Here is an 18619-nt window from a genome sequence, read left to right on the forward strand (position 1 = left end):
AGCGATGGGGACAACGCCGATGCCTCGATGATGGTGGGAAGGGGAGTACGTGGAGCGATCGAACGAACCTTGCCGTCAGGCGACTGCGGTTGCCCGCAGGCAGATGCGCCGACTGCGCAAGCCGGCAGCGGCGATGCGCGGACCAGAAGGCAACGTCCAGACCTGCGAGACGCTGCGCACCGTCGCCCAACCCGTTGGCGCATGCAGGAGCTGGCGAACGGTCAGCTCCACTGACGCACGCATGCGTTGGCAATCAGTGTGCGCCGGGCGAGCTCGCTGCAGTGGCTTCGACACCGCCTTGCTGCCTGCAAGCGATGTCCTCGTGCGACCGCGATCGGTGGTCGCAGACGAGTCGACCACTCGCATCAGGCCTGGCTCGAAGGCTCGCTGGTGCCGAGTCCGGCGCGTGAGACGCATCGCTCCTGCACCCTCATCGGCTGCCGCGCCGCGACAGCCGATGTCTCAGCGAACCTGCCGGCTCAAAACACCAGCTGCGAAAAACTTTCCACGCGCTGGTGGTTGCCCACGTCCTCGGCCGAGCGCGGGGTCGGATAATCCTCGCGGCGGTCCAGCAGCGCGGTGCGCAGGCCGGCGCGCCGGGCTGCGTCGAGTTCTTCGATCACGTCCGACAGGAACAGGATCTCCGCGCCCGGCACGCCGATGCGCTCGGCAATGCGGCGATAGCTGGCGCTCTCCCGCTTCGGGCCGACTTCGGTATCGAACCAGTCGGTGATCAGGCCACTCAGATCGCCCGCATCGCTATGCGCGAAGAACAGCTTCTGCGCCGGCACCGAGCCGGACGAATACACGTACAGCGGGATGCCCTGCGCGTGCCAGGCCTGCAGCTGGATCGCCGCATCGGCATAGATGTGCGCGGTGAAGTCGGCGGTCTTGTAGCCGTCGCCCCAGATCAGCCCCTGCAAGGCCTTCAGCGCGGTGTGCTTGCGGTCCTCGTCGATCCAGGTCTGCAGCGTGGCGATCAACACCTCGTCCGGCACGTCTTCGCCAATCTCGTCGGCCACCTGGTTGAGCCAGTGACGCACCTGCGGGTGGTTGCCGTGCTCGCGCACGTAGGCGGGCATGGCACGGCGTGCATACGGGAACAGCACGTCCTTGACGAACGAGATGCTGCTGGTCGTACCTTCGATATCGGTGAGGATCGCTTGCGGTCGTGTCATCGTCAGCTGGCCTTGTGAGGTTTCTCGGGGGCGTAGCGGGGGAATTGTTTGGCGATTTCGGTGCCGGTGAAGTGGCCGACCCAGCCGTCCGGCTCGGTGAAGAAGCGGATCGCCACAAAGTGCGGCTCCGGCCCCATGTCGAACCAGTGCAAGGTGCTGTCGGGCACCGCGATCAGGTCGTCCTTGACGCACTCGATCTCGTACACCTTGGCCTCCACGTGCAGCGTGAACAGGCCCGAGCCGGCCACGAAGAAGCGCACCTCGTCTTCCTTGTGGAAATGCTCGTCCAGGAACTTGGCGCGCATTTCGTCGCGCTTGGGGTTATCCGGGGCGATGCTCACCACGTCCACGGTCTTGAAGCCGCGCTCTGCGCTGATGCGGTCGATGTCGGCGCGGTACGCAGCCATCACCTGCTCGGGCGTGGCACCGGGTTCCACCGGCTGGCTGGCCTTCCAGCGCTCGAAGGTCACGCCGATCTTGACCAGCTCGGCAGCGATCGCCTCGCCGTCGCGGCTGTCGAATTCAGGGGTGGTCGGGTTGGTGTCGGCAAAGATACGCAGTCGGCTCATGGCGGTCTGGCTCACGAATGGGGGGCGGACGGTACTCAGCGCGGGCCGCGCAGTTTCAGCAGTTCGAGTTCGCAATGCAGCAGGAATTCGAACGCTTCCAGATGGCGGCGTGCCTCGGCCATGTTGCGGCCCCAGGCATACAGGCCGTGTCCTTCGATGAGATACCCCCACATGCTCTGTTTGTCCAGCAAGGCCTCCACCTGCGCGGCCAGCACCTGCATGTCCTGGGTATTGGCGAACACCGGCACGTCCACCGCGGTTTCGTGGGTGGTATTGCCCTCGAAGGCCTTGAGCAGTTCGTAGCCTTCCAGGCGGATCACGCCGCTGCCTGCATACAGGCGGGACGCAATCGTCTGCACCGGCGAATGCGTGTGCAGTACGCAGCCGATCTCCGGGAACCGGCGATACAGCTGGGTGTGCAGCAGGGTCTCGGCGGACGGGCGCAACGGGCGGCCAACGGCCTGGCCATCGAAGTCCACCACCATGATGTCTTCTTCGACCAGGCGGCCCTTGTCGCGGCCGGAGACGGTGATCGCGGCGTGCTGTTCGTCCAGGCGATGGGAGAAATTGCTGCTGGTGGCTGGCGTCCAGCCGGCCTGGGCCAGCTCGCGGATGTTGCCGATCAGCAACTGCGCCAGCTCGTGCAGACGGGCGGCGCTATAGGGCAGGGGGGCAGTGGTCGCATTCATGGACCTATTCTACTGCCCCGCCGGATTACGGTCAGGTGCAGCGCAGCAGGGTTTGTTGCTGCCACGCCCGGGTCGCGAATGGCTGACAGACGATGAAGAGCGCGCGTCAGGCGGTGAACGCAATGGTTTTTGTTAGCCGCCTCTTGTCGGAGGCAGTCAGAGGGCCAGGTGAAACGCTGAGTCGGTCGAGGGCGCGGTGCCCTCACCGCTTGCGGGACACGCCGTGAACCCGTCCCTGGGGCTCGGTGGCAGCATCCATGCCGCCACACGGTCCCGCAACCGGCGAGGACACCGCACCAGACAATTGGTCGGCTGTTTTCTTGAAAGCATGTCGCTCGGCCTGCGGCGGCAGGCGAGACGTTTGCAGGTTGCGCGTTTAAACGCTTGCCTGCTGCTCGGCTTGCGATGGGAAGGTGGCGAGAAGCGGGTCGAGACACGGTGGCTCGACCATCGCACCTCATCCTTTGCTTTCAACGATGCACACCGACCATCTCGACAGGTCCTTGCCCGCCCACCGTCGCGGGACCTTACGCGGCATAGATGCCGCGTAAGAGCCTCCATGGACGGATTCACGGCGTGTCCCGCGATGGTGGGCGGGCAAGGGCCCTGCAACCAAACCGCAGATCAGGGTCCTGCAGCCAAGTCATAGATCAGCCGCCCAGGAGCCGAAGACCTGTCACCCGCTCTGCCATACATCGGCGGGCGGTCGTTTTGTCAGTGGCTGCTGACGCGCGCGCGTGCTCAGCGACCGTCGCGCAAACGGCTGTGGCGGTAGCCGTAGCCGAAATAGACCACCAGCCCGACCAGCGTCCACACCCCCATCAGCATCCAGTTGTGCAGGGTCATGGCCGACAGCAAGGCAAGGCAGCTCAGCACACCGGCGATGCAGATCGGCCAGGCGAACGGAATGCGGAACGGACGCGGCAGTTCCGGATGGGTGTAACGCAGGATCAGCACGCCTGCGCACACGGCGGCGAAGGCGATCAGCGTGCCCATCGAGGTCAGCTCGCCCAGCACGTCCAGCGGGAACACCGCTGCCAGCAGGGCGATCCCCACGCCGGTGATCACGGTGTTGATGTGCGGGGTGCGGTACTTGGGATGGATGCGGGTAAAGATCGACGGCAGCAGGCCGTCGCGCGCGATGATCATGAAGATGCGCGGCTGCCCGATGATCATCACCAGCACCACCGACGACAAGCCGATCAGCGCGCCGACTTCCACCACCACCCGCAACCAGGCCAGCTGCGGGTGCGCGGCCACCGCCGTCACCACCGGCTCATCGGTGCCAAGCTGGGTGAATGGCACCAGGCCGGTCATCACCGCGGCCATGGCGATGTAGAGCACGGTGCAGATCACCAGCGACAGCATCATGCCGATCGGCAGATCGCGTTGCGGCCGGTGCGATTCCTGCGCCGCCACCGATACCGCTTCGAAGCCGATATAGGCGAAGAACACCATCGCCGCGCCACGCAGCACGCCTTCCATGCCGTACTTGCCCGGTGCTTCGTTGGCGGGGATGAAGGGATGCCAGTTGGCCGGGTCCACGTACTTCCAGCCGGCCGCAATGACCAGGATGATCAGCCCGGTCTTGAGGATCACCATCGCCATGTTCATCGCCGACGACTTGCGGATGCCGACATAGCACAGCCAGGTCAGCAACAGCACGATGCCGGCAGCGGGCAGGTTGGCGATCGCGCCGGTGCGCTGCAGTTTGCCGTCCAGCGGTGCGCTGACCAGGGCGGCCGGCAAATGGATGCCGAAGTGTTCCAGCAGGCTGAGGAAATAGCCGGTCCAGCTGACCGCCACCGCAGAGGCGGAGACGCCGTATTCCAGCACCAGCATCCAACCGATGAACCAGGCCGCCAATTCGCCGAAGGTGGCGTAGGTGTAGGTGTAGGCGCTGCCGGACACCGGCACCATGGCGGCGAATTCGGCGTAGGCCATGGCGCAGAACGCGCAGCAGATCGCCGCAAGCACGAACGACAGCACGATCGCCGGGCCGGCATGGTCGGCTGCGGCCTGCCCGGTAATCACGAAGATGCCGCCGCCGATCACCGCGCCGATGCCCAGGGCAGTCAGCCCCCAGGGACCGAGCGCGCGTTGCAGGCCCAGCCCGTCGGCCGCCTCATGGCTGGCGTGCGGGTGTTTGGTGGCCCAAAGTTGTTTGAACATGGAGCGGTTCCGGCTTGGCGCTGCGCGCGATCGTTGAACGAGAAGACCGGCGCGGACGCCGGTCTTGAGAGGGTCAGGCCTTGCGGGCCAGACGGCTATGGTGGATGCCGTAGCCGAAATAGATGCACAGGCCGATCACGGTCCAGCCCACGAACACTTTCCAGTGTTCCTGGAAGGCCTGGAAGAACAGGAACAGGCAGGCCAATGCGCCAAGCGGGCAGATCACCATCGCCAACGGCACCCGGAACGGGCGCGGCAGCTCGGGCTTGGTGAAGCGCAGCACCATCACGCCGGCGCAGACGGTGGCGAAGGCAAGCAGGGTGCCCATCGACACCAGTTCGCCCAGCACGTTCAGCGGGATCACCCCGGCCAACAGCGCCGCGACCACACCGACGAAGATGGTGCCGACGTATGGCGTGCGGAATTTCGGGTGCACCTTGCCGAACAGTTTGGGCATCAACCCATCCTTGGCCATGGTGTAGAAGATGCGCGGCTGCGCCATCAGCATCACCAGCACCACCGAGGACAGGCCTGCGATCGCGCCGATCTCCACCGCCGTCTTGAGCCAGCTCAATTGCGGGTGCGCTTCCAGCGCGGTGGCCACCGGCTTGGCGGTTCCGAGCTGGGTATACGGGAGCAATCCGGTCAACACCGCGCAGACGATGATGTAGATGACGGTACAGATTGCCAACGACACCAGGATGCCGATCGGCATGTTCTTCTGCGGGTCCTTGGTCTCGCCGGCGGAGGTGGAGACCGCGTCGAAGCCGATATAGGAGAAGAACACGATGGAGGCCGCGCGGAACACCCCGTCCCAGCCGAACTGCCCCGGCCCGGTGTTCTCCGGGATGAAGGGGTGCCAGTTCGCCGGGTCGATGTAGGCGATGCCGAAGCCGACGAACAGGCAGATCACCACCACCTTGATAGCCACCACGATCGCGTTGGCGAATGCCGACTGGGTGACGCCCACGTAGCACAGCATGCTCACCGCGCCGACAATCAGTACGGCCGGCAGGTTGACGAGATTGCCGGAGCTGACAAAGCCGTGGCCGTCCCAGGTCAATGGCGCGCCCGCCAGCTCTGCCGGGAACGGCAAACCGAGCGTGCCGGTCAGGAAGCTGATGAGGTAGGCCGACCAACCGACCGCGACGCTGGAACCGGCAAACAGGTACTCCAGCACCAGGCACCAGCCGATGAACCAGGCGATGCCTTCGCCGAGAGTGGCGTACGAGTAGGAATAGGCGCTGCCGGAGACCGGCATCATCGCCGCGAACTCGGCGTAGCACAGGCCGGCGAAGGCGCAGGCGATGCCGGCGAAGACGAACGACAACATCACCGCCGGGCCGGCGTGATTGGCCGCGGCCTGGCCGGTCAGGACAAAGATGCCGGCGCCGATCACCGCGCCGATGCCGAGCATGATCAGGTGCTTGGCGGTGAGGGTCCGTTGCAGCGTCGCTTCGCCCTGCAGGCTGCCTTCGACCGGTTCGCCCGCATCCACATGTCCAGCGGGCTCGATCGGTTTGACCCTCAACAGAGACTTCAGCATTCGGTACATCCCTAAGTGGCAGAACAGAAGGCGCGCGCGCCTGGGCGAAAGGTGTGCGCCGCATCCCAATGGGACAGGCAAGCGGCCTACCTTGCCAAAGCTACACGCTCACGACAAGCGCGTACGCAGCATGAATGGCGATAATGGTCGCTGATCCATGCGCAACCGAGAACGACAGATGGTGGATGCAACCCTGCGGCAGCACCTGGCTGCCTACCGCGCCCGCTGGCCGGACGAGGCCGACGTGGTCGACCAGTTCATGCAGCTGCTGGACGATGCCACCGATCCGTTCGTGCGCGAGCGTGTCGAAGGTCATTTCACCGGCTCGGCCTGGGTGGTCAGCGCCGACGGCAGCCGCACGCTGCTGACCCATCACCGCAAGTTGCAGCGCTGGTTGCAGCTGGGCGGACACGCCGACGGCGACCGCGATCTGGCGCAGGTGGCCTTGCGCGAAGCTGAAGAAGAGTCTGGTCTGACCGGTTTGCGGTTGGCAGACGCCGCGTTGTTAGACCTGGACCGCCACTGGATCCCCGCACGTGGCGAGGTGGCCGGGCACTGGCATTACGACGCGCGCTATGTGGTGGTCGCGGGTGCGGATGAGACCTTCACTGTCAGCGAAGAGTCGCTCGCTTTGGCGTGGCGCCCGATCGCCGAGCTGCTGGCCGAGCCTGAGCTGGATCCGTCGATGCGGCGCATGGCTGAGAAGTGGATGGCCCGAGGCGTGTGATGGGGGCTGAGGTGCGCGCCCTCATCCGCCCTGCGGGCACCTTCTCCCGCTTGCGGGAGAAGGGAACAAGCGGGGGAAGGGCCACCTGCACCCACTGTCTCCCGCAAGTGGGGGAAGGCGACCTGCACTCTCTGTCTCCTGAAAGAGGGAGAAGGACGACCTGCACTGCCTTCTCCCGCGTGCGGGAGAAGGTGGCGCAAAGCGCCGGATGAGGGCCGCGCGTGCACCAACGGATCAGTACAAGATCCGCGTCCGCAGGGTCCCTTCGATCAGGGCCAGGCCTTCCTTCAGCGCGGTGGCCTGCGCCTCGCTGGCACTGACGTCGATCACCACGTAGCCGACCTTGGCGTCGGTACGCAGGAACTGGCCGTCGATGTTGACGTTGTGGCGCGAGAACAGCTCGTTGATCTTGGACAGCACGCCCGGCACGTTGCGGTGGATGTGCAGCAACCGCAGGCTGTCGGGGTGTTCGGGCAGGGTGACCTCGGGGAAATTCACCGCCGACAAGGTGCTGCCATTGTCGCTGTAGCGCACCAGCTTGGCGGCCACTTCGATGCCGATATTGTCCTGCGCTTCCAGCGTGCTGCCGCCCACGTGCGGGGTCAGGATCACGTTGTCGTGTGCGGTCAGCGGCGATTCGAAGACATCGCCATTGCCCTTGGGCTCGACCGGGAACACGTCCACCGCCGCGCCGCCGATCTGACCGGAGGTGAGCGCCGCATCCAGCGCGTCGATATCGATGACGGTGCCGCGCGAGGCGTTGATCAGATGCGCGCCGGGCTTCATGCGCGCGATTTCAGCCGCGCCGATCATGTCCTTGGTGGACGCAGTCTCCGGCACGTGCAGGGTCACCACGTCCGAGCGCGCCAGCAGGTCGTCCAGGTCGATCGCCGCGCGCGCGTTGCCCAGCGACAGCTTGGTTTCGATGTCGTGGAAGATCACCTGCATCCCCAAGGATTCGGCCAGCACCCCGACCTGGGTGCCGATGTGTCCGTAACCGACGATGCCCAGCACCTTGCCACGCGTTTCGTGGCTGCCAGCGGCCGACTTGGACCAGCCGCCGCGATGGCATTCGGCGTTTTTCTGCGGAATGCCGCGCAACAGCAGGATCGCCTCGGCGATCACCAGCTCGGCCACGCTGCGGGTGTTGGAATAGGGCGCGTTGAACACCGGAATGCCGGCCAGCTCGGCCGCGTCCAGGTCGACCTGATTGGTGCCGATGCAGAAGCAGCCCACCGCGATCAGGCGCTTGGCATGCGCCAGTACCTGCGCGCTCAACTGCGTGCGCGAGCGGATGCCCACGATATGCGCCTCGGCAATGCGCGCGATGAGTTCGTCTTCGGGCAACGACTTGGAGTGCAGTTCGATCTGCGAATAACCGGCGGCGCGGAACACATCCACCGCGGTCGGGCTGATGCCTTCCAGCAACAGCACGCGGATGTCCTGCTTGGGAAACGAGGTTCTCTTCGGCGACATGGGGGAGCGCAATGCAGCAATCGGGTCGGCAACTATGCCAGATGGGGTGCCCGATGGGGCGCCCGCAACGCACTGTTCGCAGTCGCGCAGCCCTTGCGCCGCAACGGTTTCAGCTGAATCGAACGGGTTCGCGGCGACTGGCGGTGCGGCTGGACGAGGCCGGCGCGCACTGGCACGCTGTGTGGTTCCTACTGCAGCGCCGTGTGCCATGACCGATCCCCGCATTCTTTCGTTGCAACAGGCCGTGCCGGCACTGCGTCTGAAAACCGATCCGGCCGACCTGGAGCATTACGGCCGCGACTGGACCCGGCGCTGGACGCCGAACCCGTTAGCCATCGCACTTCCAGGCTCGGTCGAGGAAGTGCAGGCCGTGATGCAGTGGGCAAACGCGCAAGGCATGGCAGTGGTGCCATCGGGCGGGCGCACCGGTCTGTCCGGCGGCGCGGTAGCCGCCAACGGCGAGCTGGTGCTCAGCCTGGAGCGCCTGAACAAGCCGCTGGATTTCAATGCGGTGGATCGCACGCTGACAGTGCAGGCCGGCATGCCGCTGGAAGCGGTGCACAACGCCGCGCGCGAACATGGCCTGGTGTATCCGGTGGATTTCGCCGCACGTGGTTCCTGCTCGATCGGCGGCAACATCGCCACCAATGCCGGCGGCATTCGCGTGATCCGCTATGGCAACACCCGCGAATGGATTGCCGGCCTGAAAGTGGTCACCGGCGGCGGCGAGCTGCTCGCGCTCAACAATGCCCTGGTGAAAAATTCCAGCGGCTACGATTTCCGTCATCTGATGATCGGTTCCGAAGGCACGCTCGGTATCGTGGTCGAAGCGACGCTGCGGCTGACCGACCCGCCGCCGCCGAGCAATGTGATGCTGCTGGCGCTGCCCTCGTTCGAGGTGTTGATGCAGGTGTTTGCCGCATTCCGCGCGCAACTGCGGCTGGAAGCGTTCGAGTTCTTCACCGACCGCGCACTGGAACACGTGCTCGCGCACGGCGCGCAGGCTCCCTTTGCCGAGGTCCATCCGTATTACGTGGTCACCGAATTCGCCGCCGGCGACGAGGCGCAGGAAGCCGCGGCGATGGCGGCGTTCGAAACCTGCATGGAGCAGGGCTGGGTCAGCGACGGGGTGATCAGCCAGAGCGATGCGCAGGCCGCGCAACTGTGGCGGCTGCGCGAGGGCATCACCGAAGCGGTGGCGCGCTACACCCCCTACAAGAACGACGTATCGGTGCGCATCTCGGCCATGCCGGCGTTTCTGGCCGAAACCCAGGCACTGCTCGGCGAGGCGTACCCGCATTTCGATGTGGTGTGGTTCGGCCATATCGGCGACGGCAACCTGCATATCAACGTGCTCAAGCCCGACGCCACCAGCCAGGCCGATTTCGTGACGGCCTGCGATCAGGTCACCAAGGTGCTGGCACATGCGCTGCAGCGCTTTGGCGGCAGCATTTCTGCCGAGCATGGTATCGGGCTGGTCAAGAAGCCCTACCTGTGGAGCACGCGCTCTACCGCTGAAATCGCGGTGATGCGCGGCGTCAAACATGTGCTCGATCCTCATCTTTTGCTGAATCCCGGCAAGCTGTTCGACATGGACGAGGTGCCCGGCGCAGCGACTGCCGGGTAGTCTTTTCACCACCTCACATGGAATGACACGCCGATGATGCGCTCCCTGGTGTTTTGTGCTTTGACCCTGTTGCCGCTGGCAGCCGCCGCATCCAGTCTTGCGGGAACCTCGGCCGGCGCGTCGTCGGCCGGTTCGTCCAACAGCAGCAGTTCCGGCGACGACAAGGTGGTTGCCGACGCGCGCGAAGATGCAGCCGGCTTCGTGGCCAGCGACGGTGCCATCCGCGGCGCGCGTCTGGAAGCGGCATTGCTGCAGTTGCGCAGTCGCAGCGATGCGGCGCGCGCGTCCAGCGACCTGGAACTGGCTCAGTCCATCCTGGCGCAGTGACTCGTCGCCGCCGGTGCGTAGGGCTGTGGCTGGCCGCAGCGATCGCACCGGCGACGCACGCCCAATCGCAGCGTTCGCCCACGCTGCAGGTGTCGGTTGTCGCATCGGAGCTGACCCCGTCAGAACGCGCAGCCAGCCAGGCGCTGGTGCAGCAGGTTCAACACCGGTTGCCGACAGGGTGGGGACAGCGCGATGCGGCAGCCATTCAATTGCAGTGGCGCCGCGACCTGCCGGCGCAGGTGCATGGCCGCGCCATCGGCAATCGCATCCTGCTCGATCATGCGCTGTTGCACGCCTGGAGCATGCAGCCTGCCAGCGCACGCACTGATATCGGCGCGCCGGCCACACGCGCGGCGATGGCGGCGTTGGTGCACGAATTGGCGCATGTGCGCGACCGTGGAGCGGGCAGCGCGTTGTCGCGCGACCCACGCCTGCGCGATCTTGCCGGCTGGCAGGTGCGTCCGTGGCGGGTCGGACGCGGCGCAAACCGCTTCAGCGACCGCAGCCCGGATGCCTACGAGCGGCATAGCCCGGCCGAATTTTTCGCGGTCAATCTTGAACATTACGTGCTGGATGCGGACTACGCCTGCCGCCGTCCGGCGCTTGCGGCGTGGTTTTCCGAGCGGCTAGGGCCACCGCAGGCTGTCGCCGCGTGCGCGCCGACCTTGCCGTATCTGCAGGCCGACAACGATGCCGGTGCGATGTCGTTGCTGACGTTGGATCCGGCGCGGGTCTATGCGGTGGACTACCTGCTTGCCGAAGGCAACGAGCAGCCGATGAGCCGCTGGGGCCACAGCATGTTGCGCCTGGTGATCTGCGCGCCCGGTCGCGTGCCAGGGCCAGCATGCCGGCTGGATCTGCAGTATCACCGCGTGCTGTCGTTTCGTGCATTCGTCGGCGATGTGCAGATTTCCAGCTGGCGCGGGCTGACCGGGTCGTACCCGTCGCGATTATTCGTGCTGCCGCTGAACCAGGTCATCGACGAGTACACCAAGGTGGAGCTGCGTGCCCTGTCGTCGGTGCCGCTGGCGCTGAGCCCGGATGAGATCGCCGCGCTGCTGACGCGCGCCGCGCAGGTGCACTGGAGCTACGACGGGCGCTATTACTTCATCAGCAACAATTGCGCGGTGGAAACCTACAAGTTGCTGCATGACGGCGTGTCACGCCTGGCTGCCGCCGGCCTGTCATCGATCACCCCGCGCGGCGTGCGCCAGCGCCTGGAACGCGCGGGCCTTGCCGATCTGCACGTGCTGGACGACCGCGCGCAGGCAACACGTCAGGGCTATTACTTCGAATCGGCGGCGGCGCATTATCAGGCCATGTTCGACGTGCTTCGGCGTGGCATCCCGGTGCCGCAAACCAGCGTGGCGCAATGGCTGGATGCCGCACCTGGCGCACGCGCGCAGTGGTTGGACCGCGGCGGCCTGCGCGAAACCGCAGCCGCACTGCTGCTGGAGCAAGCCGCATTACGGCGACAGGAACTGGTCGCGCGCGATGCACTCAAGCGCCTGTTGCGGCCCGGCATTGCCGAGCGTGCAGCCGTGCAGGATCAGCTGCAGAGCCTGTTCGCCCGGCAGGCGCAACTCAGTCACCCGGCTGCGCTGCTCGACGGCCCCGGCTACGGACTACCGCAGGCCGACGAGCAGCAGCGCGTCAGTGTGCAGGTTGCGCAGGCGAGCGGCGGCCTGGCCGAAGGGTGGAGGCAATTGCAGGCCCTGGGTCGCCAGCAGCTGTCGGCCGGGTTGCGTGCCGATCTGGAGCAGGCCGAGGCGAACGTCGAGACGCTGCGGGCACGCTTGCGGATGCTTGCGCAGCCGGTGCAGGCAGTTGCGTCAGTGCCGGAGCAGCGGGTGGCAACTGAACGCTGAGGTGGCGCGTCGGTTGATGGCCAGGTTGCAGACATCGCCAGTGCAGCCGGCAGACGGACAGGCCCGCGACTTGAATGCCGTTGAGACGATTGCTGGTGAGTCGACGCCGACCAATGGCGCGTCTGCAGCATTGCACTGCGAAGGAGTGGCCGGGATACCCGGCACTCGGCACTTTCCGTTTCCATCGTGAGTGAGCGGCTTGCTGCAGTCGCAGCTGCAACAAGCCGTCAGACCGGTGAATGCACTGCTCAGGTCGCTGGCTGCAAATCCGCCTGGGCGGCATACTGCCGCAACCATTGGCTCACATGCGCATCGTTGCGGTAGCGCTGCATCAGCTTGGCCAGGCGCGCCGGTGCGGGTGTGCAGAATTGCGCCACCGCCACCTCGATTTCGTGGCGGCGGTCGGCGTCGTAGGGTTCTTCGCCGGCGAAGTGTTCGCAGGTGTCGTAGTCCTCTACCAGCTTGCGCACATCCTCCGGCATGCCGCACAGGCCTGCCGGATGTTGCAGCCATTCGTCTTCCACCTTGGGGTCGGTGCAGGGGGCCGCTGCGGAGGCCGGCGCAGGCGCCGGTTCCGCGGTGCAGGCAGCCAGCAGCCCCAGGGTCAGGGCAACGGCCAGGCGACGCATCAGTCGGCGCGGCCGGCAAACTCGCCGGTGGTGGTGTTGACCAGCACGCGCTCACCGTTGGTGATGTACTCGGGCACCATGATTTCCATGCCGGTGTTGAGCTTGGCCGGTTTGGGGCGCTTGGTGGCGGTGCCGCCCTTGAGTTCCGGCGGCGTCTCGACCACTTCCAGCGTCACCGTCTGCGGCAGCTGCACCGCCACCGGCTGGTCGTCGATCACCTGCACATAGATGCCGGTCAGCCCGTCGGTGATGTAGCCGGCATCGGTGCCGATCACATCGGCGTCCAGGGTGTAAGGCGTGAAGTCTTCGTCGTCCATGAACACGAATGCCTCGCCATCCTTGTACGAAAACGTGGACAGGCGACGCAGCAATTCCACTTCCGGCAGGTTGTCGTCGGCATCGAAGCTGGCATCGGTCTTCACCCCGCCCGGCACGCTGTACATGATGAACCGGAAGCGCACATTGCCGCCGCGGCCCTGCGGCGAGCTGCGCTCGATGTCGCGGATCTGGTAGATGCCGCCGTTGTATTCGACGACGTTGCCTTTCTTGATGTCGTTGGCTTTCATGGGTGTAAGTCGGAGATTGGGGATTGGGGATTTGGGATTGGCAAGTGCGGTTGGGTTGCAATCGGCGGTTGCCGTTGCAAATCCCCAATCCCGACTCACCAATCCCGGCTACTTGGGTGCCAGCCGCACGCCGCCGTCCAGGCGAATCACTTCGCCATTGAGATAGCGATTGCGCAGGATGAAGGCGACGGTGTCGGCATATTCGTCGGGTTGGCCCAGGCGCGAGGGGAACGGAATCGAGGCCGACAGCGATTGCTGCACGGCCTCGGGCATGCCGTCCACCATCGGGGTCCAGAACACGCCGGGTGCGATCGTCATCACGCGGATGCCGAAGCGCGCCAGCTCGCGCGCCATCGGCAGCGTCATGCCGACCACGCCGCCCTTGCTGGCGGCATAGGCGGCCTGGCCGATCTGGCCCTCGAAGGCGGCCACCGACGCGGTATTGATGATCACCCCGCGCTCGCCATCGTTGCCGGCGGGGTTGTGCTGCATCACATCGGCCGCGGCCTTGGCGACATTGAAGCTGCCGACCAGGTTGACCAGCACGGTGGTGCGGAAGGTCGCCAGCGGCATGGGCGCCTCCTTGCCGAGCACACGGCCTGCGCCGAGGATGCCGGCGCAGTTCACCACAAGATTCAGTCCGCCCAGCGCCTGCGCGGCCTGCGCGACATTGGCGGCCACCTGTTCTTCGTCGGTGACATCGGTGGGCAGGTAGTGCGCATTGCCGGCACCCAGCAAGGCCAGCGCCGCATCGGCCTTGTCGGCATTGACGTCGAACAACGCGACCTTGCCGCCATCGGCCACGATGCGTTGCGCCACCGCCAGGCCCAGGCCGGACACGCCGCCGGTGATGACGGCAAGAACAGAGGATGACTGCATGCGGTGGTTCCCTGATAAAAGACACGACGACCGACGGAAGCCGGCACGGGGCGGTGACCGAGACGGCCGGCAATTCTAGCCGAAGCCTTTGCGCGATCGTGGCGGTGGATGCTTGCGCTGCAACGGCAGCGGCGCTGTGTCAGCCGGCTGCAGCCAGCGCCCTGCCGACCTTGCTGCCGGTCTCGCGGCCCAGCAGGTGCGCCAGCCAGCGGCCGGTGTGGGCGAGGGCGGGCAGGTCGATCCCGCTCGACATGCCCAAGCCGTGCAGCAGATACACCACATCTTCGCTGGCCACATTGCCGCTGGCGCCCTTGGCATACGGGCAACCACCGGCGCCTGACACCGCCGCATCGACCACGCGCACGCCCTGTTCCAGGCAGGCCGCGATATTGGCCAGCGCCTGCCCGTAGGTGTCATGGAAATGCACGGCCAGTGCGTGCATCGGCACCGCCTCTGCCACTGCGGCCAGCATCTGGCGCGCCTTGCGCGGGGTGCCGACGCCGATGGTGTCGCCCAGCGAAATTTCGTAGCAGCCCAGCGCGTACAGCCGCTGCGCGACATCCACCACGTCCGCCACCGGCACCTGGCCTTGATACGGGCAACCCAGCACCGTGGAGACGTAGCCGCGCACGCGCACACCGTCGAGGGCGGCCTGCGCAAGGATCGGCCGGAAGCGCTCGAGCGATTCGTCGATACCGGCATTGGTATTGGTGCGGTTGAAGGCCTCCGACGCCGCAGTGAAGACCGCCACCTCCTGCGCGCCGGCCGCCTGCGCGCGGGTGTAGCCCTGCAGGTTCGGCACCAGCACCGGATAGGCGATGCCAGGTGCCTGTGTGATGCCGGCAAAGACCTCGGTCGCGTCGGCCAGCTGCGGCACCCAGCGCGGGCTGACGAAGCTGGTCGCCTCGATGGTGCGCAGGCCGGTGGCCGACAGCCGATCGATCAACGCAATCTTGTCGGCGGTGGCGATCGGTTGCGCCTCGTTCTGCAGCCCGTCGCGCGGGCCGACCTCGACAATGCGCACGAAGTCGCTCATGTCCGGGCCCCGCTGCCTGCAGCGGTGCGGGCAACCGCCCGGGTGCTCATGCCACGTTCTCCGGCACCCAGGCCGGGGAGCGTTTGTCCAGGAATGCGCCCAGGCCCTCCTGGCCTTCGGGCGAGACGCGCAAGCGGGCGATCCATGCGGCGTTGGCGGCATCGATGGCATCGCGGTCGGCGGCCGGCAGCACCGAGCGGACCAACGACTTGGCAGTGCTGGCGGCCAGCGGCGCGGCGGCCAGCAGCAGGCGCACCTGCCGCTCCACCGCGATATCCAGTTGATCGGCTGCCACCAGTTGATGCAGCAGCCCCAATAACTGCGCAGTACCGGCGTCGAAGATCTCGCCGGTGGCGAACCAGCGGCGTGCCTGGCGTGCGCCGATCGCTGCGATCACGTACGGCGAAATCACCGCCGGCAACAAGCCGAGCTTGCTCTCGGTCAGCCCGAAGCGCGCCTCGGTGCAGCCGATGGCGATATCGCAGCACGCCACCAGGCCCACGCCGCCGCCGAACGCCGCGCCGTTGACGCGCGCGATGGTCGGCTTGGGCAGTTCGTCCAGCGTGCGCATCAGGCGCGCCAGGGCGAACGCATCGGCCGCGTTGTCGGCTTCGCTGGCGCCGGCCATGCCGCGCATCCAGTTCAGGTCTGCGCCCGCAGAGAACGCCGCGCCCGCACCGGTGATCACCACCACCCGGATCTGCGCTGCCTGGCCAGCCTGCCGCAAGGCGTCGGTGAGCGCGCTGATCAAGGTCGCATCGAAGGCGTTGTGCACCGCCTGGCGGTTCAGTCGCAACGTGCGGACCGCTCCCAGGTCCTCCACGATCAAGCCGGTGTCCTGCATTGCGTCAACGTCCATGAATGGGATGCGAACCATGATAGCGGCACGGGTCGCTGGCGCCATGACGCGGTGCGTCGATGCTAGAATTGAGAACCATTCCTAACAAGCAGGCCGTCTTTGTGACGCTGTCCGACATGCCCTTGCGTTGCGCCGCCATCGTGGACTCCGTGGAGGATCGTCTTCCCAACGACACGATCGCCCGGCGTCTGCGTGAGCTGGGGTTTGTCGCAGGCGAGGAGGTCACGGTGCTGGCGACCGGGCCGGTCGGCCGCGAACCGTTGCTGGTGCAGGTTGGCTACACGCGTTTTGCGTTGCGTCGTAGCGAGGCCGCGCGCGTGCAGGTGCGGCAAGACGGAGCATCGGCATGACGGCGGCCGCCGTGCCGTTGCGTCTGGCGCTGGTGGGCAACCCCAACAGCGGCAAGACCGCGTTGTTCAACCAGCTGACCGGCAGCCGCCAGAAGGTGGCCAACTACACCGGCGTCACTGTCGAACGGAAGGAGGGGCATTTTCGTGCGCCGTCCGGCCGCGACTTTGCGGTGCTCGATCTGCCCGGCGCCTACAGCCTGCAGCCAGCCAGCCTGGACGAGGCGATCACCCGCGACCTGTGCCGCGGCTTCTATCCCGGTGAGCCTGCGCCGGACGTGCTGGTGTGCGTGATGGATGCGACCAACCTGCGCCTGCACCTGCGCTTCGCGCTGGAGCTGCGCGAGCTGGGGCGGCCGATGATCGTGGCGCTGAACATGGTCGACGCGGCGCAGCGACGGGGTATCGTCATCGATCTGCCGGCCTTGGAGCAGGCGCTCGGCGTGCCGGTGGTGGAGACCGTGGCGGTGCGACGCGGCGGCGCCAAGGCGCTGGTCGAGCGCATCGACGCGCAGGCCGCGAGCCTGGCGGCACCGAGCGCCACGCCGCCTGCCGATGGCAACTACCATGCGCAGGTGCGGCAGATCCTGAGTGCGGCGGTGACCATGCCGACGCGGACCTCGCGCGTGGACGATGCGCTGGACCGCTGGCTGCTGCACCCGATCTTGGGGCTGGTGACGCTGGCAGTGGTGATGTTCCTGATCTTCCAGGCGGTGTATGCGTGGGCCACCCCGGTGATGGACCTGATCGATGCCGGCACCGCGATGCTGGGCGAGTGGGTGGGCACCACGCTGCCGGAGGGCCCGCTCAACAGCCTGCTCAAGGACGGCATCATCACTGGCCTGGGCGGGGTGATCGTCTTCCTGCCGCAGATCCTGATCCTGTTCGCCTTCATCCTGGCGCTGGAAGAATCCGGTTATCTGCCGCGCGCGGCGTTTTTGCTCGATCGCATGATGGCGGCGGCTGGCCTGTCCGGGCGCTCGTTCATTCCGTTGCTGTCGAGCTTTGCGTGCGCGGTGCCAGGCATCATGTCCACGCGCAGCATCCAGGACCCGCGCGACCGGCTCGCCACCATCATGGTTGCACCACTGATGACGTGCTCGGCGCGCTTGCCTGTGTATGCGCTGCTGATCGGCGCCTTCATTCCACAAAAAACCGTGTGGGGCATCTTCAACCAGCAAGGGCTGATCCTGTTCGCGCTGTATGCTGCGGCCATCGTCAGTGCGCTGCTGGTGTCGTGGACGATGAAGAAGTGGCGTCGCGACAAGAGCGAACATCCGTTGATGCTGGAGCTGCCGTCCTACCGCGTGCCGCACCCGCGCGATCTGGCGCTGGGGTTGTGGGAGCGCGCCTGGATCTTCCTCAAGCGCGTTGGCGGCATCATCCTGGCGTTGACCATTCTGCTGTGGTTCCTGTTGTCGTTCCCGGCCGCGCCGGCCGATGCGACCTTGCCGCCGATCGACTACAGCTTTGCCGGCCGCATCGGCCACGCGATGGCGGTGTTCTTCGCGCCGCTGGGCTTCAACTGGCAGATCTGCATCGCGTTGATTCCCGGCCTGGCCGCGCGCGAAGTGGCAGTGGCGTCATTGGCGACCGTCTACGCGCTGTCGGCTGCCGATGACGATGCAGCGGCGCAGGCCTTGTCGCCGCTGATCAGCGATGGCTGGTCGCTGGCCACCGCGTTGTCGCTGCTGGTCTGGTACATCTACGCGCCGATGTGCATCTCCACCCTGGCCACGATCAAGCGCGAGACCAACTCGTGGAAGCAGATGACCATCAGCGCGGTCTATCTGTTCGCACTGGCCTACCTGGCCTCGCTGGTGACCTACCAGTTGGCCGTGTTGTCTGGCGCCGGCTGACATGGATCTTTCGCTCACCCTGCAATACGTGGTGATCGCCATCGCGGTGCTGGTCAGCCTGTGGGTGGTGATGAAGAAGCAATTTCCGGGCGTCTTGCGAACGATGCGTGGCGCGCTTGCGCTCGCGTTGCTGCGCGACGGGCGGCCGGCCTGGATGCGCACGCTGGGCCGGCGCGTGGCGCCGCCGGCGGCGCAGGGCAATGCGGCCTGCGGTGGGTGCGACAGTTGCGGCCCCGCGCCAACGCGCAAGCACTGAGACCCTTCG

The 18619-nt window shown here is 66.3% G+C and carries 18 protein-coding genes; 7 read left to right on the forward strand and 11 right to left on the reverse strand.

Going from position 1 to position 18619, the window contains the following annotated elements:
• Positions 1–479 precede the first annotated feature (479 nt).
• The 5 genes from mtnC to FHY18_RS21275 all read right to left on the reverse strand — a co-directional run bounded on the left by mtnC (position 480) and on the right by FHY18_RS21275 (position 6154).
• Positions 480–1178: an acireductone synthase gene (gene mtnC / locus FHY18_RS21255; RefSeq protein WP_259159790.1), complete on the reverse strand. Its 699-nt coding sequence runs from the start codon at positions 1176–1178 to the stop codon at positions 480–482.
• A gap of 2 nt (positions 1179–1180) precedes the next feature.
• Complete coding sequence (locus FHY18_RS21260) at positions 1181–1747, reverse strand: acireductone dioxygenase (protein ID WP_259159791.1); 567 nt, start codon at positions 1745–1747, stop codon at positions 1181–1183.
• A gap of 35 nt (positions 1748–1782) precedes the next feature.
• Positions 1783–2436 (reverse strand): methylthioribulose 1-phosphate dehydratase, encoded by a 654-nt coding sequence (locus FHY18_RS21265; protein ID WP_064508792.1) that lies wholly within the window; start codon positions 2434–2436, stop codon positions 1783–1785.
• Between the two features lie 741 nt (positions 2437–3177).
• Positions 3178–4608: an amino acid permease gene (locus FHY18_RS21270; RefSeq protein ID WP_259159795.1), complete on the reverse strand. Its 1431-nt coding sequence runs from the start codon at positions 4606–4608 to the stop codon at positions 3178–3180.
• A 73-nt stretch (positions 4609–4681) separates the two neighbouring features.
• Positions 4682–6154: an amino acid permease gene (locus tag FHY18_RS21275; protein WP_259159797.1), complete on the reverse strand. Its 1473-nt coding sequence runs from the start codon at positions 6152–6154 to the stop codon at positions 4682–4684.
• Between the two features lie 178 nt (positions 6155–6332).
• Between FHY18_RS21275 and FHY18_RS21280 the strand changes: the two genes are divergently transcribed.
• On the forward strand, positions 6333–6881 hold the full coding sequence (locus FHY18_RS21280) for an NUDIX hydrolase (protein ID WP_259159799.1): 549 nt from the start codon (positions 6333–6335) through the stop codon (positions 6879–6881).
• 234 nt (positions 6882–7115) lie between these two features.
• Here the strand turns inward: FHY18_RS21280 and serA are convergent, their stop codons facing one another.
• The gene (gene serA / locus FHY18_RS21285) at positions 7116–8357 is read right to left on the reverse strand and encodes a phosphoglycerate dehydrogenase (protein WP_259159800.1); all 1242 of its coding nucleotides are present in this window, start codon (positions 8355–8357) and stop codon (positions 7116–7118) included.
• Between the two features lie 208 nt (positions 8358–8565).
• On the opposite strand from serA, the gene FHY18_RS21290 reads away from it, so the two are divergent.
• The 3 genes from FHY18_RS21290 to FHY18_RS21300 are packed head-to-tail and all read left to right on the forward strand — an operon-like array spanning position 8566 to position 12179.
• Complete coding sequence (locus FHY18_RS21290; protein WP_259159802.1) at positions 8566–9984, forward strand: FAD-binding oxidoreductase; 1419 nt, start codon at positions 8566–8568, stop codon at positions 9982–9984.
• Positions 9985–10017: 33 nt separating this feature from the next.
• Entirely contained in the window at positions 10018–10311 is a 294-nt protein-coding gene (locus FHY18_RS21295; protein ID WP_046962540.1) for a DUF2388 domain-containing protein, read from the forward strand.
• Positions 10308–12179 (forward strand): DUF4105 domain-containing protein, encoded by a 1872-nt coding sequence (locus FHY18_RS21300; RefSeq protein ID WP_259159804.1) that lies wholly within the window; start codon positions 10308–10310, stop codon positions 12177–12179. Before FHY18_RS21295 ends, FHY18_RS21300 begins: the two co-directional genes overlap by 4 nt.
• A 248-nt stretch (positions 12180–12427) precedes the next feature.
• Here FHY18_RS21300 and FHY18_RS21305 read toward each other — a convergent pair whose 3' ends face one another.
• The 5 genes from FHY18_RS21305 to FHY18_RS21325 all read right to left on the reverse strand — a co-directional run bounded on the left by FHY18_RS21305 (position 12428) and on the right by FHY18_RS21325 (position 16133).
• The gene (locus FHY18_RS21305) at positions 12428–12808 is read right to left on the reverse strand and encodes a hypothetical protein (protein ID WP_259159806.1); all 381 of its coding nucleotides are present in this window, start codon (positions 12806–12808) and stop codon (positions 12428–12430) included.
• Positions 12808–13374, reverse strand: coding sequence for an elongation factor P-like protein YeiP (gene yeiP, locus FHY18_RS21310; RefSeq protein ID WP_005993551.1), 567 nt, complete (start codon positions 13372–13374; stop codon positions 12808–12810). The genes FHY18_RS21305 and yeiP overlap by 1 nt, the downstream gene beginning before the upstream one ends.
• Before the next feature lie 108 nt (positions 13375–13482).
• Positions 13483–14253, reverse strand: coding sequence for an SDR family NAD(P)-dependent oxidoreductase (locus FHY18_RS21315; protein WP_259159814.1), 771 nt, complete (start codon positions 14251–14253; stop codon positions 13483–13485).
• A 139-nt stretch (positions 14254–14392) separates the two neighbouring features.
• Positions 14393–15289, reverse strand: a complete 897-nt coding sequence (locus FHY18_RS21320; RefSeq protein ID WP_259159816.1) for a hydroxymethylglutaryl-CoA lyase — start codon at positions 15287–15289, stop codon at positions 14393–14395.
• Positions 15290–15335: 46 nt separating this feature from the next.
• Positions 15336–16133, reverse strand: a complete 798-nt coding sequence (locus FHY18_RS21325) for an enoyl-CoA hydratase-related protein (protein WP_259159915.1) — start codon at positions 16131–16133, stop codon at positions 15336–15338.
• A 116-nt stretch (positions 16134–16249) separates the two neighbouring features.
• Between FHY18_RS21325 and FHY18_RS21330 the strand changes: the two genes are divergently transcribed.
• The 3 genes from FHY18_RS21330 to FHY18_RS21340 are packed head-to-tail and all read left to right on the forward strand — an operon-like array spanning position 16250 to position 18610.
• On the forward strand, positions 16250–16498 hold the full coding sequence (locus tag FHY18_RS21330; RefSeq protein ID WP_259159917.1) for a FeoA family protein: 249 nt from the start codon (positions 16250–16252) through the stop codon (positions 16496–16498).
• Entirely contained in the window at positions 16495–18354 is a 1860-nt protein-coding gene (locus FHY18_RS21335) for a ferrous iron transporter B (protein ID WP_259159818.1), read from the forward strand. The genes FHY18_RS21330 and FHY18_RS21335 overlap by 4 nt, the downstream gene beginning before the upstream one ends.
• A 1-nt stretch (position 18355) precedes the next feature.
• Positions 18356–18610 carry a DUF6587 family protein gene (locus tag FHY18_RS21340; RefSeq protein ID WP_259159820.1) on the forward strand — a complete coding sequence of 85 codons (255 nt, stop codon included), beginning with the start codon at positions 18356–18358 and terminating at the stop codon, positions 18608–18610.
• Positions 18611–18619 lie beyond the last annotated feature (9 nt).

This window comes from Xanthomonas sp. 3793 (assembly GCF_024806835.1).
In the GTDB taxonomy this organism is placed as follows: domain Bacteria; phylum Pseudomonadota; class Gammaproteobacteria; order Xanthomonadales; family Xanthomonadaceae; genus Xanthomonas; species Xanthomonas arboricola_F.